Source organism: Xanthomonas sp. DAR 80977 (genome assembly GCF_041240605.1).
GTDB lineage: Bacteria > Pseudomonadota > Gammaproteobacteria > Xanthomonadales > Xanthomonadaceae > Xanthomonas_A > Xanthomonas_A bundabergensis.
Genome location: NZ_CP162487.1, coordinates 1939017 through 1963860, shown reverse-complemented (window position 1 = coordinate 1963860; position 24844 = coordinate 1939017). Strand labels below are relative to the sequence as shown.

Here is a 24844-nt window from a genome sequence, read left to right as displayed (position 1 = left end):
AAGGAAGAACGAGGGAACTCATGTCGACAAGCGACCGAGTGATGACGCGGTCCTGTGCGCGCCCAAGCGCGGCCCTTCGGGTTGCCGTGTGCGGCACCCAGGCGGCCGTGCGCGGCAACGTGGCCGATCCCAATCGCGTTCGCAGGCCCTGACATGGCCGATGCCGTCCGCTCCATCGCCGTGCTCGGCGCCACCGGCTCGATCGGCGCCTCCGCGCTGGACGTGATCGCGCGCCACCCGCAGCGGCTGCGCGCCAGCGTGCTGGCCGCCGGCGGCAACGTCGCCGGGCTGCTGGCGCTGTGCGCCGCGCACCGGCCGGCGCACGCGGTGATCGCCGACCCGGCGCTGTATGCGGCGCTGCGCGACGGCCTGCGCGCGGCCGGGCTGCGCACCGAGGCGCATGCCGGCGCCGCCGCGCTGGAGCAACTGGTGGCCAGCGACGCCTGCGACAGCGTGGTCGCGGCCATCGTCGGCGCCGCCGGCCTGGCCTCGACCCTGGCCGCGGCCCGCGCCGGCAAGCGCCTGCTGCTGGCCAACAAGGAATCGCTGGTGCTGGCCGGCGAGCTGGTCACCGCCGCGGCCGCCGCGGCCGGCGCCGAGATCATCCCGATCGACAGCGAGCACAACGCGATCTTCCAGTGCCTGCGCTCGCGCCAGGCCGGCGCCGAAGTGCGGCGGGTGCTGCTGACCGCCTCCGGCGGCCCGTTCCGCGGCTGGGACCGCAGCCGCCTGCAGGCGGTGACCCCGGCGCAGGCGGTGGCGCACCCGAAGTGGTCGATGGGCCCGAAGATCTCGGTGGACTCGGCGACCTTGATGAACAAGGGCCTGGAGGTGATCGAGGCGCACCACCTGTTCGCGCTGCCGCCTTCGCGCATCGAGGTGCTGGTGCACCCGCAGAGCCTGGTGCACTCGTTGGTGGAGTTCATCGACGGTTCCACCTTGGCGCAGATGGGTTTGCCGGACATGCGCACCACCCTGGCGGTGGGCCTGGGCTGGCCGCAGCGGATCGAATCCGGGGTCGCCGGGCTGGACCTGCTGGCCCACGGCCGCCTGGAGTTCGAACCGGCGGACCTGGACGCCTTCCCCTGCCTGGGCCTGGCCTGGCGCGCGATGCAGGCCGGCGGCAGCGCCCCGGCGATCCTGAACGCAGCCAACGAAGTGGCTGTTTCAGCCTTTCTTCAGGGCCGTATCGGTTTCCTATCAATTCCTGCGCTGGTCGAGAACGCCCTGACCGTGCTGCCTGCGGGCGCGGCCGACTCCCTGGACGCGCTGCTGGCGGCGGACGCGCAATCGCGCAAGATCACCGAACTCGCCATTGCCCGCCAGCCTGCCCATGTCTGACACGTACACCCCTATGAGCCACGCGCATGGGTGATTTCATCGGGTCCGTCTGGTGGATGATCGTCAGCCTGGGCGTGCTGGTGACCTTCCACGAGTTCGGCCACTTCTGGGTCGCCCGCCGCTGCGGGGTCAAGGTGCTGCGCTTCTCAGTGGGCTTCGGCAAGCCGCTGTGGTCGCGCCACGACCGCCACGGCACCGAATTCGCGATCGCCGCGATCCCGCTGGGCGGCTACGTGAAGATGCTCGACGAGCGCGAGGGCGACGTGGCCCCGGCCGAGCGCGGCCAGGCCTTCAACAACAAGAGCGTGTGGCAGCGCATCGCCATCGTCGCCGCCGGCCCGATCGCCAACCTGGTGCTGTGCGTGGCGCTGCTGTGGGCGATGTTCGTGATCGGCAGGCAGGATTACGCGGCGGTGGTCGGCCGCGCCGACGGGCTGGCGCTGCAGGCCGGGCTGCAGCCGGGCGAGCGCATCGTGCGCATCGGCGAGCGCGAGGTCTCCAGCTGGAGCGATGCCAGCATGCAGCTGACCGTGGCGGCGATGGACCGCGCCGACGTGCGCATCCAGACCGAGGACGTGCAGGACGGCGCCACCCGCGTGCATACGCTGCGCCTGTCGCAGCTGCCGGCCGGCTTCGACGAGCAGCAGGTGCCGCGCCTGGCCGGCCTCGCCTGGCGCTTCACCCTGCAGCCGGCGATCGTCTCCGCGGTGACGCCGGGCTCGGCCGCCGACGGCGTGCTGCGCCCCGGCGACCGCATCCTGGCGGTGGACGGCGCACCGGTCGCCAGCGCCGACCAGGTCGCCCCCCAGGTCAAGGCCCTGGCCAGGAACGGCGGCAGCGGCCTGGTCGAGGTCGAGCGCAACGGCGAGCGGCTGGCGCTGGACGTGCGCCTCACTCCCAGCAAGGATCCGCGGGTGCAGGGCCTGGCGCTGGGGATCGCCACATCGTCCAACACGCCCCCGGCATTCGACGCCAAGCTGCAGTACGGCCCGCTGGCGGCGATCCCGATGGCGTTCCGCGAGACCGGCAAGCTGGCCGGGGATACGCTGGGGCTGATCCGGCGCATGCTGACCGGCCAGGCCTCGATCAAGAACGTGTCCGGGCCGATCACCATCGCCAAGGTGGCCAACGGCTCGGCCAAGCAGGGCCCGGACTGGTTCCTGTATTTCCTGGCGCTGCTGTCGCTGAGCCTGGCGATCATGAACCTGCTGCCGATTCCAATCTTGGACGGCGGGCACTTGCTGTATTACCTTATTGAGTTGGTCAAGGGCAGCCCGCTGAGCGAGCGTGCCATGGCCGCGGGGCAGGTCGTCGGTCTGACGATGCTGGCCGGGCTGATGGGGTTGGCGTTCTACAACGACATCTTCGGCCAGGTCTTGCGATGAACCCGATGCTGATCCACCCGACCCCGCTGTCGTCGTCTTACGCCGGCGCCCATGCAACAACGATATCGACCTCTACCGGACGTGACATGACGCGATTTCCCACTCGCCGCCTGCTAGCCCTCGCCCTCGCCGCCAGCCTCAGCCTGCCGGTCCTGGCCCAGGCGACGGAGCCCTTCACCGCCAGCGACATCCGCGTCGATGGGCTGCAACGCATCTCCTCCGGTACCGTCTTCACCTACCTGCCGGTGGAACGCGGCGACACGGTCGACGACGCCAAGGTCGGCGAGGCGATCCGCGCGCTGTACCGCACCGGCTTCTTCGAGGACGTGCAGGTCGATCGCCAGGGCAACATCCTGGTGGTCACGGTCAAGGAGCGCCCGGCGATCAACAAGCTGACCGTCACCGGCAACAAGGACATCAAGAGCGAAGAGCTGCTCAAGGGCCTGTCCGACATCGGCCTGACCGAGGGCGGCACCTTCGACCGGCTGAGCCTGGACCGGGTGACCCAGGAACTGACCCGCCAGTACAACAACCGCGGCAAGTACAACGTCGAGATCACCCCGACGGTGAGCCCGCTGGACCGCAACCGGGTCGACGTGGCGATCGCGATCAAGGAAGGCAAGGCCGCCAAGATCCAGCACGTGAACCTGATCGGCACCGAGAAGTTCGCCACCGAGGACATCCTGGAGAACTGGGAGTCGCGCGAGCACAACTGGCTGTCGTGGTACCGCCGCGACGACCAGTACTCCAAGGAAAAGCTGTCCGGCGACCTGGAGAAGCTCAACTCCTGGTACCTGGACCGCGGCTACGTCGATTTCAGCGTCGATTCCACCCAGGTGGCGATCAGCCCCGACAAGCGCGACATGTACCTGACCGCCGGCATCACCGAAGGCGAGCAGTACAAGATCTCCGACATCAAGGTCACCGGCGACACCGTGCTGCCGCAGGAAGAGGTCGAGAAGCTGGTGATCCCGAAGCCGGGCGACACCTTCTCGCGCGCGCTGCTGGAGTTCAGCTCCGACGCGATCACCAACACCCTCAGCAACATCGGCTACGCCTTCGCCAAGGTCAACCCGATCCCGACCACCGACCGCGAGAAGCGCACCGTCGCGATCAACCTGCAGGTGGTGCCGGGCCCGCGCGTGGCGGTCCGCCGCATCGTGTTCAAGGGCAACACCCGCACCTCCGACGAGGTGCTGCGCCGCGAGATGCGCCAGTTCGAGAACAGCTGGTACTCGCAGGCCGCGATCGACCGTTCCAAGGTGCGCCTGCAGCGCCTGGGCTACTTCGAGTCGGTGGACGTGGAAACGCCGCCGGTGCCGGGCAGCAACGACAAGGTCGACGTGGTCTACAGCGTCAAGGAAACCACCTCCGGCAGCTTCACCTTCGGCCTGGGCTATTCGCAGACCTACGGCGTGACCACCTCGATCCAGCTGTCGCAGAACAACTTCCTGGGCGGCGGCAACCGCGTCTCGGTGGACGCCTCGCGCAGCAGCTACCAGGAGCGCTACGCGTTCTCCTACACCAACCCGTTCTTCACCGACGACGGCGTGTCGCTGGGCTACAACGTGTCGTGGCGCAAGCTGGACTACTCCGACTTCGGCACCGCGCAGTACAACAGCAAGAACGGCGCGGCGCAGGTGATCTTCGGCGTGCCGATCACCGAGAACGACACCGTCTCGGTGATGTTCGGCATCGACAGCAACCAGATCACCACCTACGCCGGCTACACCCCGCAGGCGATCATCGACTACATCGACGCGATGGGGCAGCGCACCTTCCACGCCTGGCGCAGCGAGCTGGGCTGGGCGCGCGACACCCGCAACGACTACTTCATGCCGACCCGCGGCATGTACCAGCGCGTGGGCCTGGAAGCCACCCTGCCCGGCTCCACCGTCGAGTACTGGAAGCTGAACTACCAGATCTCCAAGTACTGGCCGATCATCCCGTCGATCGTGCTCAACACCCGCGCCGAGTTCGGCTACGGCGACAGCTACGGCAGCGACGTCACCCGCACCATCACCAACGCCGACGGCACCACGCGCACGGTCACCGCCTCGGGCCTGCCGTTCTACGAGAACTTCTACGCCGGCGGCACCAACTCGGTGCGCGGTTTCGAGGACAACACCCTCGGCCCGCGTTCGGAAGCCACCGCCTCGTACAGCCGCGGACAGCCGCTGGGCGGCTCGTTCAAGACCGTGGGTTCGGCCGAACTGTATTTCCCGAAGCTGTTCGACAGCCCGTCGGCGCGCGTCTCCGCGTTCGTCGACGTGGGCAACGTGTTCAACGGCGTGGACAACTACAAGACCAACGAACTGCGCGCCTCCACCGGCGTGGCGCTGTTGTGGCGCGCGCCGGTCGGCCCGATCTCGATCAGCTACGCGATCCCGTTGAAGAAGGAAGACAACGACGAGATCGAGCGCCTGCAGTTCACGTTTGGTGGGCAGTTCTAAAGAACTGCCCACCCGCCGCCAGGGAGCGCGTCATCGCGTTCGCGCTGACGCCCCACGATTCGCTGCGCGAACCGCGGGCCCCGGCTCGTCTTCTCCCAAATCCCCGCGCCTGTCGGCGCGCCCCCTTTACTAAAGGGGGCTTTTGTCAGAATTGGATGACCGCGATCTGACCGAAGCAGAGGGTTTTCTGCTTGGTTGATCGTGGCATGGCCCTCAAGCGGGGGCTTTTCTGGCGTTGGTTGATGGCGGCCTTGAGCATTGGCCGATCCTGGCCTGTGCGGCCTGCGCGCAGGGGCAGCATGACCGTGCCGGTGGCACACGGTAGAATCCCGGCGTGAATACTCCTTCCTATACCGCACACGACATCGCCGAGCGCTTCGGCCTGCAGTTGCATGGCGACGGTGGCGTCGCCGTGCATGGCGTGGCCACGCTGGCACATGCCGGCGCCGGCCAGCTCAGTTTCCTGGCCAATCCGCGCTATCGCGCGCAGCTGGCCGACAGCGCCGCGGCCGTCGTGGTGCTGCGCGCCGACGACGCCGAGGCGGCGCCCGGTACCGCGCTGATCGCGCGCGATCCCTACGTCGCCTTCGCCAAGATCGCCGCGCTGTTCGACGTGGCGCCGGCGCGCCCGCCCGGCATCCATCCCAGCGCCAGCATCGACCCCAGCGCGCAGATCGCCGCCAGCGCGCACATCGGCGCCTTCGTCAGCATCGGCGCGCGCAGCGTGGTCGGCGACGGCTGCGTGATCGGCCCGGGCAGCGTGATCGGCGACGACTGCCAGGTCGGCGACGGCTGCGAACTGATCGCCCGCGTCACCTTGGTCACCCGCGTGCGGCTGGGCAAGCGCGTGCGCATCCACCCCGGCGCGGTGCTCGGCGCCGACGGCTTCGGCCTGGCGATGGACGCCGGCCACTGGATCAAGGTGCCGCAGCTCGGCGGCGTGAGCATCGGCGACGATTGCGAGATCGGCGCCAACGCCTGCGTCGACCGCGGCGCGCTGGAAGACACCACGCTCGAAGAGGACGTGCGCCTGGACAACCTGGTGCAGATCGCGCACAACGTGCACATCGGCGCGCACAGCGCGATCGCCGGCTGCACCGGCATCGCCGGCAGCGCCAGGATCGGCCGCTACTGCATGCTCGGCGGCGCGGTCGGCGTGGTCGGCCACCTGGAAATCTGCGACAAGGTGGTGATCACCGGCAAGTCGGTGGTGCGCAATTCCATCCATGAGCCGGGCGAGTATTCGTCCGGCACCCCGTTGACCGACAACCGCACGTGGCGCAAGAACGCCGCGCGCTTCAAGCAGCTCGATGCCCTGGCACGTCGCATCCTGTCTGTAAGCAAGGAGAAGCAATGAGCCACGAACAGACACTGCCGGACATCAACCAGATCCAGGCGTTGATCCCGCACCGCTATCCTTTCCTGCTGGTGGACAGGGTGATTTCGCTCGACTTCGAGAACCGCAAGATCGTGGCGCACAAGAACGTCAGCATCAACGAGCCGTTCTTCCAGGGCCATTTCCCCGGCCAGCCGATCATGCCCGGCGTGCTGATCATCGAAGCGCTGGCCCAGGCCGGCGGCGTGCTGACCCAGCTCGCGCTGGGCCGCGACGCGCAGTCCAAGCTGTTCTACATGGTCAAGGTCGACAAGGCCCGCTTCAGCAGCCAGGTCGTGCCCGGCGACGTGCTGGAGCTGCACGTGGAAATCAAGCGCGTGATCCGCAACATGGCCGTGTACTACGGCGAAGCCAAGGTGGACGGCAAGGTCGTCGCCTGCGCCGAGGTGCTGTGCGCCGGCACCCGCGAATGACCCAGGCAGGAGACCTGCAATGAGCGATAACGTCCCTCTCATCCATCCCACCGCGGTGATCGACCCGTCGGCGACGCTGGCTGCGGATGTGCGCGTCGGCGCCTTCACCCTGATCGGCGCCGAGGTCGAGATCGGCGAAGGCAGCGTGATCGGCGCGCATTGCAGCATCGTCGGCCCGACCCGCATCGGCCGCGGCAACCACCTGGTCGGCCACGTCGCGCTCGGCGGCGATCCGCAGGACAAGAAGTTCGCCGGCGAGCGCACCGAACTGGTGATCGGCGACCGCAACGTGATCCGCGAGTTCGTCACCGTCAGCCGCGGCACCGGCAACGGCGGCGGCATCACCCGGGTCGGCAACGACAACTGGTTCCTGGCCTACACCCACGTCGCCCACGACTGCGTGGTCGGCGACCATTGCGTGTTCTCCAACAACACCACCCTGGCCGGGCACGTCGAAGTCGGCGACCACGTGATCATCAGCGGCTTCGCCGGCGCGCACCAGTTCTGCCGCATCGGCGACCACGCCTTCCTCGGCATGGGTGCGCTGATCAACGGCGACGTGCCGCCGTTCACCATGGTCGGCGGCAACTCGCTTGGCCGCCCGCGCGGCATCAACAGCGAAGGCCTCAAGCGCCGCGGCTTCGACACCGAGCGCGTGGCCGCGATCAAGCGCGCCTACCGCGCGCTGTACGTGGCCGGCCTGCCGCTGGCCGAGGCCAAGCAGCAACTGGCGGTGCTGGCCGAAAGCAGCGAGGACGTGCGCGCGATGCTGGAATTCATCGAAGCCAGCGAGCGGCCGTTGTTGCGATGAGTGCCGGGAGTCGGGAGTCGGGATTCGGGATTGGCAACGGCGGCACTGCAGTCGCCGGTAGCGCCGCTTCCGCTGTAGCGAATCCCCAATCCCCAATCCCCAATCCCGGCGCAGCCAAGCTACGCATCGCCCTGGTCGCCGGCGAGGCCTCCGGCGACCAGCTCGGCGCCGGACTGATCGAGGCGCTGCGCGCGCGCCATCCGGATGCCGAATTCGCCGGCATCGGCGGCGATGCGATGCGCAACGCCGGTTGCCAGACCTGGTTCGATGCCAGCGAACTGGCGGTGATGGGGCTGATGGAAGTGCTGCGGCATCTGCCGCGGCTGCTGACACTGCGCCGCACGCTGCGCCAGCGCCTGCTGGACTGGCGCCCGGACGTGTTCGTCGGCATCGACGCGCCCGACTTCAATCTCGGCGTGGAGCGCTGGCTCAAGCAGCGCGGCATCCGCACCGTGCACTACGTGAGCCCCTCGGTCTGGGCCTGGCGCGAACGGCGCGCCGCCAAGATCGGCGCCAGCGCCGACCGGGTGCTGTGCCTGTTCCCGATGGAGCCGCCGATCTACGCCAGGCATGGCGTGGATGCGCGCTTCGTCGGCCACCCGATGGCCGACGCGATCGCGCTGCACGGCGATCGCGAGGCGGCGCGCGCCGAACTCGGCCTGCCGGCCGCCGCGACCGTGCTGGCGGTGCTGCCGGGCAGCCGCCTGGGCGAGATCGGCCGGCTCGGCGACACCTTCTTCGCCGCCGCCTGGCAGGTGCTGCAGCAGATGCCGGGCGCGCACGTGGTGGTGCCGGCGGCCAACCCCGCGTGCAAGGCGCTGCTCGCCGAGCAGCTGTCGCGCTCGGCGTTGCCGGTGGTGTATTCGCACCTGCTCGACGGCCAGGCCCGCAGCGCGCTGCTCGCCGCCGACGTGGTGCTGCTCGCCTCCGGCACCGCCACGCTGGAGGCGATGCTGGTGAAGCGGCCGATGGTGGTCGGCTACAAGGTCGCGCCGCTGACCTACCGCATCGTCAAGGCGCTGGGCCTGCTGAAGGTCGACCGCTACGCGCTGCCCAACATCCTCGCCGGCCGCGACCTGGCGCCGGAACTGATGCAGGACGCCTGCACCCCCGACGCGCTCGCCGCCGCACTGCTGCACTGGCTGCGCGATCCGCAGGCGGTCGCCGCACTGCAACCCGAATACGCGCGCCTGCACCAGCTGCTGCGCCAGGACGCCTCGGCGCGCGCGGCCGATGCGGTACTCGAGTTGCTGGAAGGCCGGGATTCGGGAGTGGGGATTCGGGATTCGGGAAAAGCAACGGCATGAAGCGCTCCGATCCTCCATCGCCGCAGCGGGAACTGCTCTGCGAATCCCCAATCCCGAATGCCGAATCCCGGCTGCTCTACGCCGGCGTCGACGAAGCCGGACGCGGCCCGCTGGCCGGGCCGGTCGCGGTGGCCGCGGTGGTGTTCGATCCGGCGCGTACCCGCATCAACGGCCTGGACGATTCCAAGCAGCTGACCGCCGCGCGCCGCGAGACGCTGTACGCGCGCATCGTCGAGCGCGCGCTGGCCTGGCAGGTGGTGCTGATCGAGGCCGAGGAGATCGACCGGCTGAACATCTACCAGGCCACCATGCTGGGCATGCGCCGCGCGGTCGAGGGCGTGGCGCACGTGGCCGGCTTCGCCCGCATCGACGGCAACCGCGTGCCCAAGGGCCTGCCCTGCGCCGCCGAGGCGCTGGTCGGCGGCGACGGCCTGGACCGCTCGATCATGGCCGCCTCAATCGTGGCCAAGGTCACCCGCGACCGCATCATGCAGCGCCTGCACGAACAGCATCCGCACTACGGCTTCGACCTGCACAAGGGCTACGCCACCCCGGCGCACCTGGCCGCCCTGGCCGCGCACGGCCCGTGCCCGCAGCATCGGCGCAGCTTCGCGCCGGTGCGGCGGGCGCTCGGAACGGCCCAGGCGCCAAGCGCCTCGGAGCTGCCGTGCCGCGCGGACGCGGACCTGCTGGCGGCGGAGCCGCAGCCGGCCTGAGCGCCGCTTCCGCCGCCACGACGAAGACGGCGGCGCGCGGCGCCCCGACCGCCGCGTACGGCCCGATCCATGGCCCGAAAAACAATCGCGCAGCAGCGATCCGCGCATCTGGCAATCGCGCCGCCCGCACTCCGAAGATAATCGAATGAATATCGCGCAGCGCGCTCCGGCGATGTCGAAAGAATATGAAATTACAGAATTGAATCAATCTCGGCCGCACCTGCGCATCCGATCGCGCGCAAAGCGGCGACCCGAACCGGGTCGCCGCGGCTTGCTCAGTACTTGAAATAGTCGGAGAGCACGTCGGACCAGGTGTCCAGATAGCACTGCACGGACTCGCCGCCGCTCAGCTGCTGGCACGGCGCGAAGCGGTCGCCGACGTCGCTCAGGCTCTGCGCCGACGCGCTGGACACGGCGCCGAACAGCATCAGCGCGCCCATCACCGGAATCAACTTCTTCATCGGGTTTCTCCTCATCAAGCCGTGGGGGTTCACGGCGAGCGAGACGCTATCACTCCGAATCCGGATGCATCGCCGAGCCCGGCAAGTTAATCGTCCGAGATAATAATTGCTCAGAATGGATTCATCTCGGGCGCGCGGACACGGCACGCCCGGCATCGCGCTAAGGCCTTGAAATCCGGGCGCATCCGCGCGCCCTACGGCGCAGTACTGATAACAGTACCAAGGTGTACTGTTTAGATGGGTCGAGTCAGCATTTGTTCAGTAAATTCACCCGCCTGAGCATGCCTCGCCGCGAGTTTGCGCGGGATTCGCATCGGCGACGCTTTCCGCAAGCCGGCGCCGGCGACGCCGATCCAGGCGCGCGCGCATCGGGCAGCGGAACGCCATGGCTGAACGCTGCGTCCCGCCCGGCTCGGCCGGACCGGGCCGCGAGCGCGGCGCCGGCCCTGTCAAGCCTTGCCCGGCCCCGCCCCCGCCGCTAACCTGCCTGGGCATCATTCTGGTTCCGCATGTCCACTTCCCGCTTCGCCCATCTGCACGTCCACACCGAGTTCTCGCTGGCGGATTCGACCATCCGCGTGCCCGAGAAACCGGATCAGGCCGACCCGAAGAAAGCCAAACAGGCCAACCTGCTCAGCCGCGCGGTCGAACTGGAGTTGCCCGCGCTCGCGGTCACCGACCTGAACAACCTGTTCGCGCTGGTCAAGTTCTACAAGGCCGCCGAAGGCGTGGGCATCAAGCCGATCGCCGGCGCCGACCTGCTGATCGCCGACAGCGCCGGGGAGACGCCGTGGCGGCTCACCGTGCTGTGCCGCAACCGCGACGGCTACCTGAGCCTGTCGCGGCTGCTGACCCGCGCCTGGCTGGAGGGCCACCGCAACGAAGGCGGCGTGGCGATCCGCCCGGAGTGGCTGCAGAGCGGCAGCGACAACCTGTTCGCGCTGGCCGGGCGCGACAGCCTGGCCGGGCGCCTGGCCAGCGAAGGCCGCCACGACCTGGCCGAGCAGCAGCTGGCCGACTGGCAGCGCATCTTCGGCGACGGCCTGCACCTGGAACTGACCCGCACCGGCCGCGACGGCGAGGAGGCGTTCAACCAGTTCGCGCTGCACGCCGCCGGCACGCGCGGGCTGCCGGTGGTGGCCAGCAACGACGTGCGCTTCCTGTACGCCAGCGACTTCGCCGCGCACGAGGCGCGGGTGTGCATTTCCTCCGGCCGCGTGCTCGACGATCCCAAGCGCCCGCGCGACTACAGCGACCAGCAGTACCTGAAGTCGTCGGAGGAAATGGCCGCGCTGTTCGCCGACATTCCCGACGCCATCGACAACACGCTGGCGCTGGCGCAGCGCTGCAACATCGAGATGCAGCTGGGCACCTACTTCCTGCCCGCCTACCCGGTGCCGGACAACGAGACGCTGGACAGCTGGATCCGCAGCCAGTCGCGCGACGGCCTGGCCGCGCGCCTGGAGAAGAACCCGCTGGCGCCGGGCAAGACCCGCCAGGACTACGTCGACCGGCTCGAGTTCGAGCTGGACACCATCATCAAGATGGGCTTCCCCGGCTACTTCCTGATCGTGGCCGACTTCATCCAGTGGGGCAAGAACCAGGGCATCCCGATCGGCCCGGGCCGCGGCTCCGGCGCCGGCTCGCTGGTGGCGTGGGCGCTGCAGATCACCGACCTGGACCCGCTGCCGTACAACCTGCTGTTCGAGCGCTTCCTCAATCCCGAACGCGTGTCGATGCCCGACTTCGACATCGACTTCTGCATGGACCGCCGCGACGAGGTGATCGACTACGTGGCGCGCAAGTACGGGCGCGACCGGGTCAGCCAGATCATCACCTACGGCACCATGGCGGCCAAGGCGGTGGTGCGCGACTGCGGGCGCGTGCTCGGCTTCCCGTACGGCCTGGTCGACGGCGTGGCCAAGCTGATCCCCAACATCCTCGGCATCACGCTGAAGGACGCGATGGGCGAAGGCAAGGACAGCGAGATGGCCTCGCCGGAGCTGATCCAGCGCTACCAGAGCGAGGACGACGTCCGCGACCTGATGGACCTGGCGCGGCAGCTGGAGGACCTGACCCGCAACGCCGGCAAGCATGCCGGCGGCGTGGTGATCGCGCCGACGCCGCTGTCCGACTTCTGCCCGTTGTTCGCCGAACACGACGTCGACAACCTGGGCAAGAACCCGGTCACCCAGTTCGACAAGGACGACGTCGAGCAGGTCGGCCTGGTCAAGTTCGACTTCCTCGGCCTGCGCACGCTGACCATCATCGACTGGGCGGTAAAGGCGATCAACGTGCGCCATGCGCGCGCCGGCATCCCGCCGGTGGACATCACCGCGATCCCGCTCGACGACGCGCCGACCTACAAGGGCATCTTCGCCTCGGGCAACACCGGCGCGGTGTTCCAGTTCGAATCCTCGGGCATGCGCCGGCTGCTCAAGGACGCCAAGCCCGACCGCTTCGAGGACCTGATCGCGCTGGTGTCGCTGTACCGCCCCGGCCCGATGGACCTGATCCCGGACTTCAACGCGCGCAAGCACGGCCAGCAGGAGATCATCTACCCCGATCCGCGCACCGAAGCGATCCTGAAGGACACCTACGGCATCATGGTGTACCAGGAGCAGGTGATGCAGATGGCGCAGATCGTCGGCGCCTACTCGCTGGGCGGCGCCGACCTGCTGCGCCGCGCGATGGGCAAGAAGGTGCCGGCGGAGATGGCCAAGCACCGCGAGATCTTCCGCGAGGGCGCGGCCAAGGGCGGCGTCGGCGAGGCCAAGGCCGACGAAATCTTCGACCTGATGGAGAAGTTCGCCGGCTACGGCTTCAACAAGTCGCACGCCGCCGCCTACGCGCTGGTCAGCTACCAGACCGCGTGGCTGAAGCGGCACTACCCGGCCGAGTTCATGGCCGCGACGCTGTCCTCGGACATGGACAACACCGACAAGGTGGTCGGTTTCCTCGACGAGGTGCGCAACCTCGGCCTGACCGTGCTGCCGCCGCGGCTCAACGCCTCGGCCTACATGTTCGCCGCGGCCACCCCGGACACCATCCAGTACGGCCTGGGCGCGATCAAGGGCGTGGGCCGCGGCGCCTGCGAGGCGATCGTGGCCGAGCGCGAGCGCGGCGGCGAATACACGTCGCTGCTGGATTTCTGCACGCGCGTGGAATCGGCCAAGCTCAACAAGCGCACCCTGGAAGCGCTGATCAACGCCGGCGCGATGGACGGGCTGGGCAGCAACCGCGCCACGCTGATGCTGCAGCTGCCGGAGGTGATGAAGGCCACCGAGCAGATGGCGCGCGAGCGCGCCTCCGGGCAGAACTCGCTGTTCGGCGGCGCAGACACCAGCGCGCCGGCACTGCACCTGGAACTGTCGGAAAGCAAGGAATGGCCGCTGGGCCAGCTGCTCACCGGCGAGCGCGAGACGCTGGGCTTCTACCTCAGCGGCCATCCGTTCGACCCGTACCGCGAGGAAGTGCGGGAGCTGGTCGGCTGCGACCTGAGCGCGCTGGAGAAGATCTGCGCGCAATCCGGCGGCGGGCGCGGCGGCGGCGGCGACGGCGAGAAACGCGCCTGGCGCCCGGAAACCAGCGCGATCCTCGCCGGCCAGGTGGTCGGCGTGCGCCGCAAGGGCGACAGCCAGGTGTTCGTGCAGCTCGAGGACGGCCGCGGCCGGGTCGAGTGCAGCGCGTTCACCGACGCCATCGCCGAGTTCGGCCACCTGCTCACCCGCGACCGCATCCTGATCGTCAAGGGCGGCGTGCGCGAGGACGAATTCAACGGCGGCTATGCGATGCGCATCCGCCAGTGCTGGGACTACGAACAGATCTGCACCCACCACGCGCAGCGCCTGTCGCTGCGCCTGGACCTGCGCCAGCGCAGCACCTGGCCGCGCATCGACGCACTGCTGGCGCGCCACCGCCCCGGCAAGACCCCCCTGCGCCTGGACCTGCTGCTGCAGTCCGAACAAGGCGCGGTGGCCGGCATGCTCGACCTCAACGGCAGCCACGCGGTACGCGTGGACCCGCAGCTGCTGGACACCCTGCGCGCCGATCCGGGCGTGCGCGCGGTGAAGGTGAAGTACAGCCCGCCGTGGGCTTGAGCGGCCGGGATTGGGGATTCGGGATTCGGGATTCGAAAAAGCCGGGCAACCCCTGCTGCTGCGGACAGCGCGGCTCCCGCTCCTACGAATCCCCAATCCCGAATCCCCAATCCCGGCCCCCAAACCGCACGGCCCCGTACGGGTGACCGGCGTCGCTTCGGCTAAACTCCCCTCCTTACGTTCACGACGGCGTCCAATGAATCCGAACTACCTCGACTTCGAGCAACCCATCGCCGATCTGGAAGCCAAGATCCAGGAACTGCGCAATGCCAGCACCGGCCCGGCGGTCAACGTCGACACCGAGGTGCGCGCGCTGCAGGACAAGCTGCGGGTGCGCACCGCGCAGATCTTCCGCGACCTGTCGTCGTGGCAGATCTCGCAGCTGGCGCGGCACCCGCAGCGCCCGTACACGCTGGACTACATCGACGTGTTCTGCGACGAGTTCCAGGAGCTGGCCGGCGACCGCGCCTTCGCCGACGACAAGGCCATCGTCGGCGGCCTCGGCCGCATCGACGGGCGCCCGGTGGTCATCATCGGCCACCAGAAGGGTCGCGACACCAAGAGCAAGGTCGCGCGCAACTTCGGCATGCCGCGCCCGGAGGGCTACCGCAAGGCGCTGCGGCTGATGAAGCTGGCCGAGCGCTTCAAGCTGCCGCTGCTGACCTTCATCGACACTCCCGGCGCCTATCCCGGCATCGGCGCCGAAGAGCGCGGCCAGAGCGAGGCGATCGCGCGCAACCTGCTGGAGATGGCCGAACTGAAGGTGCCGGTGATCTGCACCGTGATCGGCGAAGGCGGCTCCGGCGGCGCGCTGGCGATCGGCGTCGGCGACCGCACCCTGATGCTGGAATACGGCACCTACTCGGTGATCTCGCCGGAAGGCTGCGCCTCGATCCTGTGGAAGGACGCGGCCAAGGCCAAGGACGCGGCCGAACAGCTGGGCCTGACCGCCAAGCGCCTGTCCGCGCTGGGCCTGGTCGACAAGGTCGTGCGCGAGCCGATCGGCGGCGCGCACCGCAATCCCACGCAGATGGCCAGGCGCCTGAAGGCGGTGCTGCTCAACGAACTGGACGCACTGGAACAGCTGCCGATCGAGCAACTGCTGCAGAAGCGCTACGAGCGCTTGCGCGGCTACGGGGCGTACGAAGCGGCCTGATCGCAACGACACGGAAGCGTTGTCCATGAACCCCATCGTCCTGCTGTCGCTGGCCCTGCAGCTGGCCTGCTGCGTGCACGTGGTGCGCAGCGGCCGCCCGCTGTACTGGATCTTCATCCTGCTGATCTTTTCGTATCTGGGGATCCTGATCTACGTGATCGCCGAGGTGCTGCCGGAATGGCGCAACGATCCGCGCGCGCGCCGCCACCTGCGCAAGGTCGGCGCCACGCTCGACCCGAACCGCGACAAGCGCACCGCCGGCAACCGCCTGGAACTGGCCGACACCGTGGACAACCGCCGGCAACTGGCCGAGGTGCACCTGGGCAATGGCGAATACGTGCAGGCCGCCGAGGTGTTCGAGAGCGGCCTGCGCGGCATCCATCGCGACGACCCGGGGCTGCTGCTGGGACTGGCCAAGGCGCAGTTCGGCCTGGACCAGCCGGCCGCGGTGAAAGCCACCCTGGACCGGCTGATCGCCGCCAACCCGCAGTTCCGCTCGCACGACGGCCACCTGCTCTACGCGCGCGCCACCGAGGCGCTGGGCGAGACCGACGCGGCGCTGGAGGAATACGCCGCGCTCGCCGACGACTACCCCGGCGAAGAAGCGCGCGTGCGCTATGCGCAACTGTTGCAGCGCGCCGGACAACCGCAGCGCGCCCGCGAACTGTTCAACGAAGTGCTGAAGCGCTCCAGCCTGGCCCCGCGCTACTACCAGCGCGACCAGCGCCAGTGGATCGACCTGGCCCGCAGCGAACTAAAGCAACTGGACAACCGCAATGCCTAACGGCCCGGAAAGAATCGGCACCAGGATTTTCGAATCCCCAATCCCGAATCCCCAATCCCCGCTCAAAACGGCTTCGCCAGCACCAACCAGATCACCACCAGCAACGCCAGCACCGGCAGTTCGTTGAACAGGCGCAGCGCGCGCGAGGACGGCAGCGCGCGCGCCTGCGCCACGCCCTTGAGCCAGCGCCCGCTGAAGATGTAGTACGCCAGCATCAGCGCCACCAGCCCCAGCTTGGCGTGCAGCCAGCCGCTGTGGCCGGGCGCGACCATGGTCGGGAAGTCGGGCAGCACCTTGTAGCCCAGCCACAGGGTCAGCCCCAGCAGCAGCGCCAGGCCGAACATCATGTGGCCGAAGCGGTACAGGCGCCGCCCCATCAGCGCCAGCCGCGCCTGCACCTCCGGCTGCCCCGCGCTCTCGGCGATGTTGACCAGGATCCGCGGCAGGTAGAACACCGCCGCCATCCATGCGACCACGAACAGCAGGTGCAGGGACTTGATCCACAGATAGAGTTGCATGCTGGCTCCGGGTCGCTGGCGTAGGATGTCACGCCATTTTCGCCGATTCGCCTCGCGCCCGCACGGATCACCAAGCCCGCATGGACAAACAGTACGACGCCGACTATTTCCAACGCTGGTACCGCCGCGACGGCATCGGCGATGCCGCGCGCCTGGCGCGCAAGGTCGCGCTCGCCGTCGCCCAGGCCGAGTACTACCTGGAACGGCCGGTGCGCAGCGTGCTCGACATCGGCTGCGGCGAAGGCGCCTGGCGCGCGCCGCTGCTGAAGCTGCGGCCGAAACTCAGCTACCTGGGCTTCGACAGCAGCGACTACGCGGTGGCGCGCTACGGCCGCCATCGCAACCTGCGCCCGGCGTGCTTCGGCGATTTCGCCTGGCTGCGGCCGTGCGCGCCGGTGGACCTGCTGGTCTGTTCGGACGTGCTGCACTACGTGCCCAGCCGCGAACTGCGCCAGGGCCTGCCGGGCCTGGCCGAGCTGTGCGGCGGGGTCGCGTTCCTGGAGACCTTCGCCGCCGAGGACGAATTCGACGGCGACCACGCCGGCTTCCAGCCGCGTGCGGCGCGCTGGTACCGGCGCCAGTTTGGTGCGCTGGGGCTGCGCCCGGTCGGCAGTCATTGCTGGCTGTCGCCAGCGCTGGCGGGGGATGCGGCGGCGCTGGAAACGATTGGTCTGGTGCCCCATTAAGGTGCAACCACCCCGGATAGGATATGCTGCACGGCAGCATACGCTCAGGATGGAAACACCGGCATGCTCTACCAGTGGCACGAACTGACCCGCAACCTGCTCGCTCCCTGGGTCCACCAGGCCGCGGCCAACGCCAAGATCTTCTCCGACGCCAATAGCCTGTGGGCCACGCTGCCCGGCGCCGAGCGCCTGGCCGCCAGCAACGAACTGCTGCACCGGCTCGGCAAGGACTACGAGAAGCCGGCCTGGGCGCTGGACCATGTCGAGGTCGACGGCCACCCGCTGCCGATCGTCGAGCAGGAAGTGCTGCGCAAGCCGTTCTGCCGCCTGCTGCGCTTCAAGCGCTTCAGCGACGACGCCAAGGTCGTGGCCGGTCTCAAGCAGCAGCCGGCCGTGCTGGTGGTGGCGCCGCTGTCCGGCCACCACGCCACCCTGCTGCGCGATACCGTGCGTACCCTGCTGCGCGACCACAAGGTCTACGTCACCGACTGGATCGACGCGCGCATGGTGCCGCAGAGCGACGGCGACTTCGGCCTGGACGACTACGTCAACTACGTGCAGGACTTCATCCGCCACATCGGCGCCGACAAGCTGCACGTGATCAGCGTGTGCCAGCCGACCGTGCCGGTGCTGGCCGCGGTGTCGCTGATGGCCGGGCGCGGCGAGACCACGCCGCGCTCGCTGGTGATGATGGGCGGGCCGATCGACGCGCGCCGCAGCCCCACCCAGGTCAACAACCTGGCCACGCGCAACCCGCTGTCCTGGTTCGAGCACAACGTCATCCACACCGTGCCGCAGACGTATCCTGGCCATGGCCGCGCGGTGTATCCGGGCTTCCTGCAGCACACCGGGTTCCTGGCGATGAACCCCAGCCGGCACTTCATGTCGCACTGGGATTTCTACGCCAACCTGGTCAAGGGCGACCTGCAGGACGCCGAGGCGCACCGCCGTTTCTACGACGAATACAACGCGGTGCTGGACATGCCGGCGACCTACTACCTGGATACGATCCGGGTGGTGTTCCAGGAATTCCTGCTGCCGCGCGGCGAATGGGTGATCGGCGGCGAGCGCGTGGATCCGGCGGCGATCCGCGACACCGCGCTGCTCAGCATCGAAGGCGAGCTGGACGACATCTCCGGGCTGGGCCAGACCGCGGCCGCGCAGGACCTGTGCACCGGCATCGCCGCGCACCGCCGCCAGCACCTGGAAGTGGAAGGCGCCGGCCACTACGGCATCTTCAGCGGCCGCCGCTGGCGCGACATCGTCTATCCGCAGGTGCGCGCGTTCATCGCCGCCAACGCCGCCGCCACCGCGCAGGCGCCGGGCGGCAACGTCACCCCGCTCAAGCGCCGCGGCAGCCGCAAGGCTGGCTGACGCGCCTGCGCCCGCGGCCGCCGGCCGCGGGCGACACCGTCACTGCGCCGCGCTGTGCACCAGCAGGTGCTTGGCCAGCATGCCGTGCAGCTTGCCGATACCACGCGCCAGGTGCAGCGTGGCGAACAGCAGCACGATGCCCAGCGCGCTCACCAGCGGCAGCAGCCACAGGCCGGGATCGGCGAAGCTGACGTCGCCGAACGCAAGCCCCACGTGGATGTCGTCCGGAAACAGCAGGCCCAGCGGCGCCGCGGTCAGCCCCAGGCCCGTGGCCAGCAGGGTGACGAAGACGGTGAAGTAGCAGACCCCCAGCGGCAGCATCAGCACGAAGTACAGCATCGTGGTCCAGGTGCGCGCGTCGGTGAACATCTGCCCGATGCGCCGCAGCCACGGCTGTTCGCGCGGACTGTACAGCGGCCGCCGCGGCATGCGCTCGCCCAGCAAGACCTCGACGATGCGCCCTTCCAGCAGCGACAGCAGCCGCACCGAACCGAAGAACAGCACCAGCAACGGCACGCCGATGATCAGCACCAGCATGCCCAGCGAGACGCTGACCCCGGTCACCACCCAGGTGAAGTAGAAGATGCCGGTGACCAGCGCCAGCAGCATGTAGAACAGGGCGCCGTAGGCGCGCGGATCGGCGGCCACGCCGAAGAAGCGGCCGAGCAGCGACTTGCGCTTCGGCGGCGCCGGCGGCTTCAACGCGCGGTTCACCGTGACCTCGGTGTCGCGGTAGATCGCCGCCACCTCTTCCGGCGCGCCGTAGCTGCCGGCGACTTCGGCGATGACCTCGGCCTCGCTCTTGCCGGCCTGCTCGGCCAGCTCGGCGCGCAGGTACTCCTCCGCGTCGTACAGCGCATCCTGGACCAGCGCCGGATCGGCGCCGGCCAGCGCCGCGCGCAGCTGCGCCAGGTAGTCGGGAATGGTGGCCGGCAACGGCCGCGCCGAGAGTTGTTCGCTGCTCATTCTGAAATCCCCTTCAGGACGGAATCGACGGAATCGCGGGTGGCGCGCCAGGCCGCGGCCCATTGCTGCAAGGTGGCGCGGCCGGGGTCGGTGATGCGGTAGTAGCGCCGTGGCGGCCCGGCCACCGACGGCTCGACGTGGCTGGACAGCAGCCCGGCCGCCTCCAGGTTGCGCAGCACCGGATACAGCGCGCTCTGCTTGCCGCTGAGCACGCCCTCGCCGACTTTTTCCAGGCGCTTGGCGATCAGGTAGCCGTACAGGGGCTCGCCGGCCTCGGCCAGCACCGCCAGCAGCGCGAGCGACACGGTGCCCGCGCTCAGCTCCTTCTGGAACTTCTTCAGCTGCGCATCCGGCTCGACCATGGCTGGCTCCCACTAGGTTGTAATGCACACTAGTGCTTAGTTAGGTATAGCGAATGTGCCGCTAGTCATGCCACCCAACGAAAGCCTGACGCATCGGCAACATCGGCCTGGCTATCCTCCACGCCGCTCGCGCCGGCAGGCGCTCTCCAGGAGGAATGCATGAGCTCGACGACGCCCGACGCCGCCGCCAAGGCCAACGACCCCACCTTCGCCAGTGCTGCCAGCAGCGGCAGCGCCGGTCCGTTGAAATGGAACCCGGCCGACGGCAGCGCCAGCGTGGAGCACACGCAGTCCCACTCGCTGGGACGCAGCGGGCCGTTCGAGCACCAGCTCATCTCCACCCGGAGCGTGGGCGCCAGCCGGCGCAACGCCGACGGCAAAACCGAGTTCGGCCTGGAGATGGAATTCCGCCAGGGCCACCAGCTCGATGCCGCCATCGGCGGCCGCAATGCCGCGAGCCTCGGCAGCACGACCCAGCTCGGCGAGCGCGCGCGCTACAACGTCACCCTGCCCGGCGACGCGTCGGCCGAGGCCGCGCGCGCCGTCGATCCGTTCGATCCACTCAGCATCCCGGTCGGCGGCAGCGTCAGGCTCGACGGCCAGGCCTTCGTCCGCACCTCGCTGGAGACCTCGTTCCGCAGCTTCGCCGGCAGCAGCGAACAGACCGACGCGGCGGGCATGAGCTACACGGCGCAGCGCCTGGACCCCGACCACGTGCGGGTGGCGACAGGACCGACCGCGGCGATCGAACGCCTGGACATGATCGGGCTGAAGACGCCCGTGGCGCAGGCCATGCTCGGCCGCCAGGACGCGCTTGGCCAGGCCGGCATGCACACCGTGACCTTCGACCTGCGCGACCCGCAGGCGCAGGCCGCCTACCGCGACTTCCTCGGCAACGGCCAGTTGCCGGCGCAGGCGGCACCCGGGGTCAGCGACGTGCAGCGGATCGACACCCTCAGCACCAGCTCGCAGACCCGCGCCAAACTCGGCCTGGGGCCGCTGAGCCTGGACCTGGCCGGGCAGCGCAACAGCGGCGAGACCGTACGTGCCACGCAGGCCGACGGCAGCAGCACCGTCACCAGCAAGCTGCAGTACGCCGACAACGTGCCGCTCACCCTGACCCGCCAGTTCGATGCCACCGGCAGCGAACACGTCGAGGCGCGCCGCTACCAGCTCGGCTTCGGCAAGGTCGACGCCAATCAGGCGCAACTGCTCAACGCCGCGCTGTCCGGCAAGGCCACCGCGGACGGCCCCATCGTCGCCGGCCAGGACGTGACCCTGAACTTCTCCGAGGCGCAGATGGGCGCACTGCGCCAGCAGTACGCGCAGGCGGCGCGGGCGCGCCCGTCCGAGCGCGACCAGGCCGACGCCTATGCCGCTGCCAGCAACCAGGACTTCGCGATCGGGCTTGCGCGCAATCTCGGCAATTCGCCGTACGGCCTGAGCGAACGCCTGTTCACCGTCGCCGCCGACGCCGGTGGCGAACTGAGCGGCGCACTGACCCGCATCGACGCCGGCATCGACGGGGCAACCCCCGGCCCGGTCGCCGCCACGCCGGCCACGCCTGCGGGCGCCCCGTCCGATCCGCGCGACCCGGCCCATCCCGACCATGCGCTGCAGTGCGCGATCGACGCCAGGCTCAAGCCGGCCGATCCGCAACTGGCGACCCAGTTGCTGCTGTCCGCCAAGCGCGAAGGCCTGACCCAGGTCGACCATGTGCTGCGCAACGACGCCGGCCGCGTGTTCGCCGTGCAGGGCGACCCGATGTCCGCCGACAAGCGCACCGCCTACGTGGACGCGCAGGTCGCCTCGGCCATCCCCCTGCAGGACAGCGTGCGCCAGCTCGATGCCTTGCGCACGACTCCGCAGCCCGCCGCGGCCGCGGCGCAGGACGAACAGCAGGACCTGCAGCAGCGCGCGCCGTCGCGCTGAGCATGGCGCGCCACGGCGGCGGCATTGGCAGCCGCCGGCGACTGGGTAAGAATCGGCTACCGTCCTCCAGGCTGCCGCCATGCCCTTGCGCCCCACCCTGCTCGCCCTCGCGCTGTCGCTGTCCGCCGCCGCCGCACTGGCGGCGCCGCCGACGGCCACGCCGTATCGCAGCCCGCAGCAGATCCTGGACGCGTCCAAGCCCGGCGACTGGCGCACGCTGGACCCGGCCAACACGCTGTACCTGGAGCTGGACACCGGCCGCGTGGTCATCGAACTGGCGCCGGCGTTCGCGCCGGAGCACGTCGGCAACATCCGCACCCTGGCCCACGAGCACTTCTGGGACGGCCTGAGCATCTACCGCTCGCAGGACAACTTCGTGGTGCAGTTCGGCGACCCCGACGGCGAGGAGCCGGGCAAGGCCAAGTCGCTGGGGTCGGCCAAGCGGCACCTGCCCGCCGAGTTCCAGCGCGAGGCCAAGGGCCTGGCGTTCCAGGCGCTGCCCGACCGCGACGGCTGGGCGCCGCAGGTGGGCTTCGTCGACGGCTTCCCGGCCGCGCGCGATCCCAAGGACGGCAAGGCGTGGCTGGCGCACTGCTACGGCACCCTCGGCGCCGGCCGCAACAACGACGAGGACAGCAGCATCGGCGCCGAACTGTACGTGGTCACCGGGCAATCGCCGCGGCAGCTGGACCGCAACATCACCGTGGTCGGGCGCGTGGTCAAGGGCATGGAACTGCTCAGCGTGATCCCGCGCGGGCCGGACCCGATGGGCTTCTACGCCAAGCCCGAACAGCGCACCCCGATCCGGGCGATCAAGCTCGCCAGCGACCTGCCCGAGGCCGAGCGCACCCCGCTGCAACTGCTGCGCACCGATACGCAGGCATTCCGCGACGTGGCCGAAGCGCGGCGCAACCGCCGGGACGATTTCTACAAGCGCCCGGCCGGGCACATCGACCTGTGCAACGTGCCGCTGCCGGTGCGCACGCCGCCGCAGTAGTGCGCCGTCGCGTTCGCCGGCAGGCGGCGTCGTGCACTGCGTCGGCGCTGCGCCAGGCGCCTAGGCCGGCGCCGCGCCGCGGCGCTCGGGTTCGCGCACGTGCAGGAAGCGGGTGAACAGTTCGCGCGGCTGCTCCACCGCGCATTCGCTCAGCAGCATGCCGATGTTGCCGCGGTGGTAGGCGCCGTGCGCGAGCACGTGGAACAGCATTTCCTCGCGGGTCATGCGGCCGGCATCGCCGTCGGTGAAGCGGAACGCCAGCGACTGCTGCAGTGCGGTCGGATCGAGCCGGGCGATGTAGCCGGCATACCACTGGTCGGACTGGACGACGGCCGCGTGCAATGCCTCCAGCGCCGGCGTCTCCGGCGTGTTGCTGGCGGCGAACGCATGCGTGGCGCCGTCCAGGTGCGCGGCGAAGATCCGGTCCACCACGTAGGTATGGTTCAACAGCCGGATCGCGCGCTGCCGTTGCGCCGGATACGCCGCCGCATCGATCCGCGCCAGCGCCTGCAGCAGTTCGGCGTTGGCCCAGGCCTTGAAGGCGAACTGCGATGCGAGCAGGGAACACGTCATTGCTGGTCCTCTAGACCGTGTGGTCGATTCCCGGACGGAGCGCGTCGCCCGGGTGTGAACAAGTGTGTCCCATCCGCGCGCATGCCTGCCACATGCACGGGTGCGGCTCTCGATGGACCGATCGACACGCCTAGCGCGCGCGCTGGCTGAAGGCGACGCTGCCCAGGATCAGCGCACCGGCCAGCAGCATGCTCCAGGTCAGCGGCTCGCCCAGGATCGACCAGGCCAGCAGCGCGCCGAACACCGGGATCAGGTAGGTCACCGTCGACGCCCGCGCCGGGCCGATGCGCTGGATCAGCCGGTAATACATCAGGAAGGCCAGGCCGGTGCAGAGCACGCCCAGCGCGCCGGCGCAGGCCCAGGCGCGTGCCGGCACCGGCGCGGCCGGCCAGTGCGTCCACGCCAGCGGCGCCAGCAGCAGCGCGCTGCAGCCCAGGGTGGAGGCCGCCGCGGCGGCAGGCGGCAAGTCGCCCATGTGCCGCTTCACCAGGTTGTAGCCGATGCCGTACAGCAGCGAGGCGGTGGCGCCGGCGAACGCGGCCGGCCCCACGCTCAGCCCGGCCGACTTGCCGGTGGCCAGCACCAGCACGCCGACGAAGCCGACCAGCAGCGCGAGCGCGCGCCGCGTGCCGATCTTCTCGCCGAAGAACAGAAACGCGATCAAGGCGGTGAACAGCACCGTCATCGCGTTGCAGATCGCGCCGATCGCCGCCGGCGCATGTTGCGCGCCCCAGGCGAACAGCAGGAACGGCAACGCGGAATTCAGCACCCCGATCGCCGCCAGCGTCGGCCAGCGCCGCAGCGGGAAACGCGCGCGCGCCAGCCACAGGAACGGCAGCAGCACCGCGGTCCCCAGCGCCAGGCGCAGTTCCACCAGCGCATAGGTGCCGAACTGCGGCGCCGCCACGCGCATGAACAGGAACGAGCAGCCCCAGACGACGCCCAGGAACGCCAACTCCAGCGGGGTGCGCCAGTCGCGCGCCAGCGGCGCCGGAAGGCCGCTGGCCGGATCGTCCGACGCGGGGTTGACTGCGTTCACGGTGCTGTCTCCTGTGTTCATCGTCTCGGTCGCCATCGCTGCTGCCGGCGCCTGGCCGCGGCCGCCGCGCAGGC

At 69.5% G+C, this 24844-nt stretch carries 21 protein-coding genes; 15 read left to right on the top strand and 6 right to left on the bottom strand.

Annotated features, from left to right (window positions below):
- Window positions 1-153: 153 nt before the first annotated feature.
- The 8 genes from dxr to AB3X10_RS08265 all read left to right on the top strand — a co-directional run bounded on the left by dxr (window position 154) and on the right by AB3X10_RS08265 (window position 9822).
- Window positions 154-1341 carry a 1-deoxy-D-xylulose-5-phosphate reductoisomerase gene (gene dxr / locus AB3X10_RS08300; protein ID WP_369980659.1) on the top strand — a complete coding sequence of 396 codons (1188 nt, stop codon included), beginning with the start codon at window positions 154-156 and terminating at the stop codon, window positions 1339-1341.
- A 26-nt stretch (window positions 1342-1367) separates the two neighbouring features.
- Window positions 1368-2726: an RIP metalloprotease RseP gene (rseP, locus tag AB3X10_RS08295; RefSeq protein ID WP_369980656.1), complete on the top strand. Its 1359-nt coding sequence runs from the start codon at window positions 1368-1370 to the stop codon at window positions 2724-2726.
- 86 nt (window positions 2727-2812) lie between these two features.
- The gene (gene bamA, locus AB3X10_RS08290) at window positions 2813-5179 is read left to right on the top strand and encodes an outer membrane protein assembly factor BamA (RefSeq protein ID WP_369980654.1); all 2367 of its coding nucleotides are present in this window, start codon (window positions 2813-2815) and stop codon (window positions 5177-5179) included.
- A 334-nt stretch (window positions 5180-5513) separates the two neighbouring features.
- On the top strand, window positions 5514-6536 hold the full coding sequence (gene lpxD, locus AB3X10_RS08285) for a UDP-3-O-(3-hydroxymyristoyl)glucosamine N-acyltransferase (RefSeq protein ID WP_369980653.1): 1023 nt from the start codon (window positions 5514-5516) through the stop codon (window positions 6534-6536).
- Window positions 6533-6988, top strand: coding sequence for a 3-hydroxyacyl-ACP dehydratase FabZ (gene fabZ, locus AB3X10_RS08280; RefSeq protein WP_369980652.1), 456 nt, complete (start codon window positions 6533-6535; stop codon window positions 6986-6988). The genes lpxD and fabZ overlap by 4 nt, the downstream gene beginning before the upstream one ends.
- A 19-nt stretch (window positions 6989-7007) precedes the next feature.
- Window positions 7008-7799: an acyl-ACP--UDP-N-acetylglucosamine O-acyltransferase gene (lpxA, locus tag AB3X10_RS08275; protein ID WP_369980650.1), complete on the top strand. Its 792-nt coding sequence runs from the start codon at window positions 7008-7010 to the stop codon at window positions 7797-7799.
- Window positions 7796-9106 (top strand): lipid-A-disaccharide synthase, encoded by a 1311-nt coding sequence (lpxB, locus tag AB3X10_RS08270; RefSeq protein ID WP_369980648.1) that lies wholly within the window; start codon window positions 7796-7798, stop codon window positions 9104-9106. Before lpxA ends, lpxB begins: the two co-directional genes overlap by 4 nt.
- Entirely contained in the window at window positions 9103-9822 is a 720-nt protein-coding gene (locus AB3X10_RS08265; RefSeq protein WP_369980646.1) for a ribonuclease HII, read from the top strand. Before lpxB ends, AB3X10_RS08265 begins: the two co-directional genes overlap by 4 nt.
- A 275-nt stretch (window positions 9823-10097) precedes the next feature.
- Here AB3X10_RS08265 and AB3X10_RS08260 read toward each other — a convergent pair whose 3' ends face one another.
- A complete protein-coding gene (locus tag AB3X10_RS08260; RefSeq protein WP_369980644.1) occupies window positions 10098-10283 on the bottom strand; it encodes a hypothetical protein in 186 nt (61 codons plus the stop codon).
- 509 nt (window positions 10284-10792) lie between these two features.
- Here AB3X10_RS08260 and dnaE point away from each other — a divergent pair.
- The 3 genes from dnaE (at window position 10793) to AB3X10_RS08245 (ending at window position 16323) form a co-directional block, all read left to right on the top strand.
- Window positions 10793-14383, top strand: a complete 3591-nt coding sequence (dnaE, locus tag AB3X10_RS08255) for a DNA polymerase III subunit alpha (protein WP_369980642.1) — start codon at window positions 10793-10795, stop codon at window positions 14381-14383.
- Between the two features lie 196 nt (window positions 14384-14579).
- Window positions 14580-15539, top strand: coding sequence for an acetyl-CoA carboxylase carboxyltransferase subunit alpha (locus AB3X10_RS08250; RefSeq protein ID WP_369980640.1), 960 nt, complete (start codon window positions 14580-14582; stop codon window positions 15537-15539).
- A 25-nt stretch (window positions 15540-15564) separates the two neighbouring features.
- A complete protein-coding gene (locus AB3X10_RS08245; protein WP_369980638.1) occupies window positions 15565-16323 on the top strand; it encodes a tetratricopeptide repeat protein in 759 nt (252 codons plus the stop codon).
- A gap of 62 nt (window positions 16324-16385) precedes the next feature.
- Here AB3X10_RS08245 and AB3X10_RS08240 read toward each other — a convergent pair whose 3' ends face one another.
- Window positions 16386-16841 (bottom strand): CopD family protein, encoded by a 456-nt coding sequence (locus tag AB3X10_RS08240; RefSeq protein ID WP_369980636.1) that lies wholly within the window; start codon window positions 16839-16841, stop codon window positions 16386-16388.
- Window positions 16842-16921: 80 nt separating this feature from the next.
- On the opposite strand from AB3X10_RS08240, the gene AB3X10_RS08235 reads away from it, so the two are divergent.
- Window positions 16922-17527 carry a methyltransferase domain-containing protein gene (locus tag AB3X10_RS08235; protein WP_369980634.1) on the top strand — a complete coding sequence of 202 codons (606 nt, stop codon included), beginning with the start codon at window positions 16922-16924 and terminating at the stop codon, window positions 17525-17527.
- Between the two features lie 63 nt (window positions 17528-17590).
- Window positions 17591-18901 carry a polyhydroxyalkanoate depolymerase gene (locus tag AB3X10_RS08230; RefSeq protein WP_369980632.1) on the top strand — a complete coding sequence of 437 codons (1311 nt, stop codon included), beginning with the start codon at window positions 17591-17593 and terminating at the stop codon, window positions 18899-18901.
- 39 nt (window positions 18902-18940) lie between these two features.
- On the opposite strand, the gene AB3X10_RS08225 is transcribed toward AB3X10_RS08230, so the two are convergent.
- Both AB3X10_RS08225 and AB3X10_RS08220 read right to left on the bottom strand, forming a co-directional pair.
- A complete protein-coding gene (locus AB3X10_RS08225) occupies window positions 18941-19867 on the bottom strand; it encodes a sensor domain-containing protein (protein WP_369980630.1) in 927 nt (308 codons plus the stop codon).
- Window positions 19864-20229 carry a PadR family transcriptional regulator gene (locus AB3X10_RS08220; RefSeq protein ID WP_369980628.1) on the bottom strand — a complete coding sequence of 122 codons (366 nt, stop codon included), beginning with the start codon at window positions 20227-20229 and terminating at the stop codon, window positions 19864-19866. The genes AB3X10_RS08225 and AB3X10_RS08220 overlap by 4 nt, the downstream gene beginning before the upstream one ends.
- A gap of 159 nt (window positions 20230-20388) precedes the next feature.
- Here AB3X10_RS08220 and AB3X10_RS08215 point away from each other — a divergent pair, with 159 nt between their 5' ends.
- Together AB3X10_RS08215 and AB3X10_RS08210 are read left to right on the top strand one after the other, a co-directional pair.
- On the top strand, window positions 20389-22161 hold the full coding sequence (locus AB3X10_RS08215; RefSeq protein WP_369980626.1) for an XVIPCD domain-containing protein: 1773 nt from the start codon (window positions 20389-20391) through the stop codon (window positions 22159-22161).
- A gap of 79 nt (window positions 22162-22240) precedes the next feature.
- Window positions 22241-23158, top strand: a complete 918-nt coding sequence (locus AB3X10_RS08210; protein ID WP_369980624.1) for a peptidylprolyl isomerase — start codon at window positions 22241-22243, stop codon at window positions 23156-23158.
- A 60-nt stretch (window positions 23159-23218) separates the two neighbouring features.
- On the opposite strand, the gene AB3X10_RS08205 is transcribed toward AB3X10_RS08210, so the two are convergent.
- Together AB3X10_RS08205 and AB3X10_RS08200 are read right to left on the bottom strand one after the other, a co-directional pair.
- Window positions 23219-23731, bottom strand: coding sequence for a DinB family protein (locus AB3X10_RS08205; RefSeq protein ID WP_369980622.1), 513 nt, complete (start codon window positions 23729-23731; stop codon window positions 23219-23221).
- Window positions 23732-23861: 130 nt separating this feature from the next.
- Window positions 23862-24770 (bottom strand): DMT family transporter, encoded by a 909-nt coding sequence (locus AB3X10_RS08200; RefSeq protein WP_369980621.1) that lies wholly within the window; start codon window positions 24768-24770, stop codon window positions 23862-23864.
- Window positions 24771-24844: the final 74 nt, after the last annotated feature.

Bases quoted from the DNA above. Each gene is read 5' to 3' on its own strand.
- dxr (WP_369980659.1), top strand. From the start codon at position 154: ATGGCCGATGCCGTCCGCTCCATCGCCGTGCTCGGCGCCACCGGCTCG.
- rseP (WP_369980656.1), top strand. From the start codon at position 1,368: ATGGGTGATTTCATCGGGTCCGTCTGGTGGATGATCGTCAGCCTGGGC.
- bamA (WP_369980654.1), top strand. From the start codon at position 2,813: ATGACGCGATTTCCCACTCGCCGCCTGCTAGCCCTCGCCCTCGCCGCC.
- fabZ (WP_369980652.1), top strand. From the start codon at position 6,533: ATGAGCCACGAACAGACACTGCCGGACATCAACCAGATCCAGGCGTTG.
- lpxA (WP_369980650.1), top strand. From the start codon at position 7,008: ATGAGCGATAACGTCCCTCTCATCCATCCCACCGCGGTGATCGACCCG.
- lpxB (WP_369980648.1), top strand. From the start codon at position 7,796: ATGAGTGCCGGGAGTCGGGAGTCGGGATTCGGGATTGGCAACGGCGGC.
- AB3X10_RS08265 (WP_369980646.1), top strand. From the start codon at position 9,103: ATGAAGCGCTCCGATCCTCCATCGCCGCAGCGGGAACTGCTCTGCGAA.
- AB3X10_RS08260 (WP_369980644.1), bottom strand. From the start codon at position 10,283: ATGAAGAAGTTGATTCCGGTGATGGGCGCGCTGATGCTGTTCGGCGCC.
- dnaE (WP_369980642.1), top strand. From the start codon at position 10,793: ATGTCCACTTCCCGCTTCGCCCATCTGCACGTCCACACCGAGTTCTCG.
- AB3X10_RS08250 (WP_369980640.1), top strand. From the start codon at position 14,580: ATGAATCCGAACTACCTCGACTTCGAGCAACCCATCGCCGATCTGGAA.
- AB3X10_RS08245 (WP_369980638.1), top strand. From the start codon at position 15,565: ATGAACCCCATCGTCCTGCTGTCGCTGGCCCTGCAGCTGGCCTGCTGC.
- AB3X10_RS08240 (WP_369980636.1), bottom strand. From the start codon at position 16,841: ATGCAACTCTATCTGTGGATCAAGTCCCTGCACCTGCTGTTCGTGGTC.
- AB3X10_RS08235 (WP_369980634.1), top strand. From the start codon at position 16,922: ATGGACAAACAGTACGACGCCGACTATTTCCAACGCTGGTACCGCCGC.
- AB3X10_RS08230 (WP_369980632.1), top strand. From the start codon at position 17,591: ATGCTCTACCAGTGGCACGAACTGACCCGCAACCTGCTCGCTCCCTGG.
- AB3X10_RS08225 (WP_369980630.1), bottom strand. From the start codon at position 19,867: ATGAGCAGCGAACAACTCTCGGCGCGGCCGTTGCCGGCCACCATTCCC.
- AB3X10_RS08220 (WP_369980628.1), bottom strand. From the start codon at position 20,229: ATGGTCGAGCCGGATGCGCAGCTGAAGAAGTTCCAGAAGGAGCTGAGC.
- AB3X10_RS08215 (WP_369980626.1), top strand. From the start codon at position 20,389: ATGAGCTCGACGACGCCCGACGCCGCCGCCAAGGCCAACGACCCCACC.
- AB3X10_RS08210 (WP_369980624.1), top strand. From the start codon at position 22,241: ATGCCCTTGCGCCCCACCCTGCTCGCCCTCGCGCTGTCGCTGTCCGCC.
- AB3X10_RS08205 (WP_369980622.1), bottom strand. From the start codon at position 23,731: ATGACGTGTTCCCTGCTCGCATCGCAGTTCGCCTTCAAGGCCTGGGCC.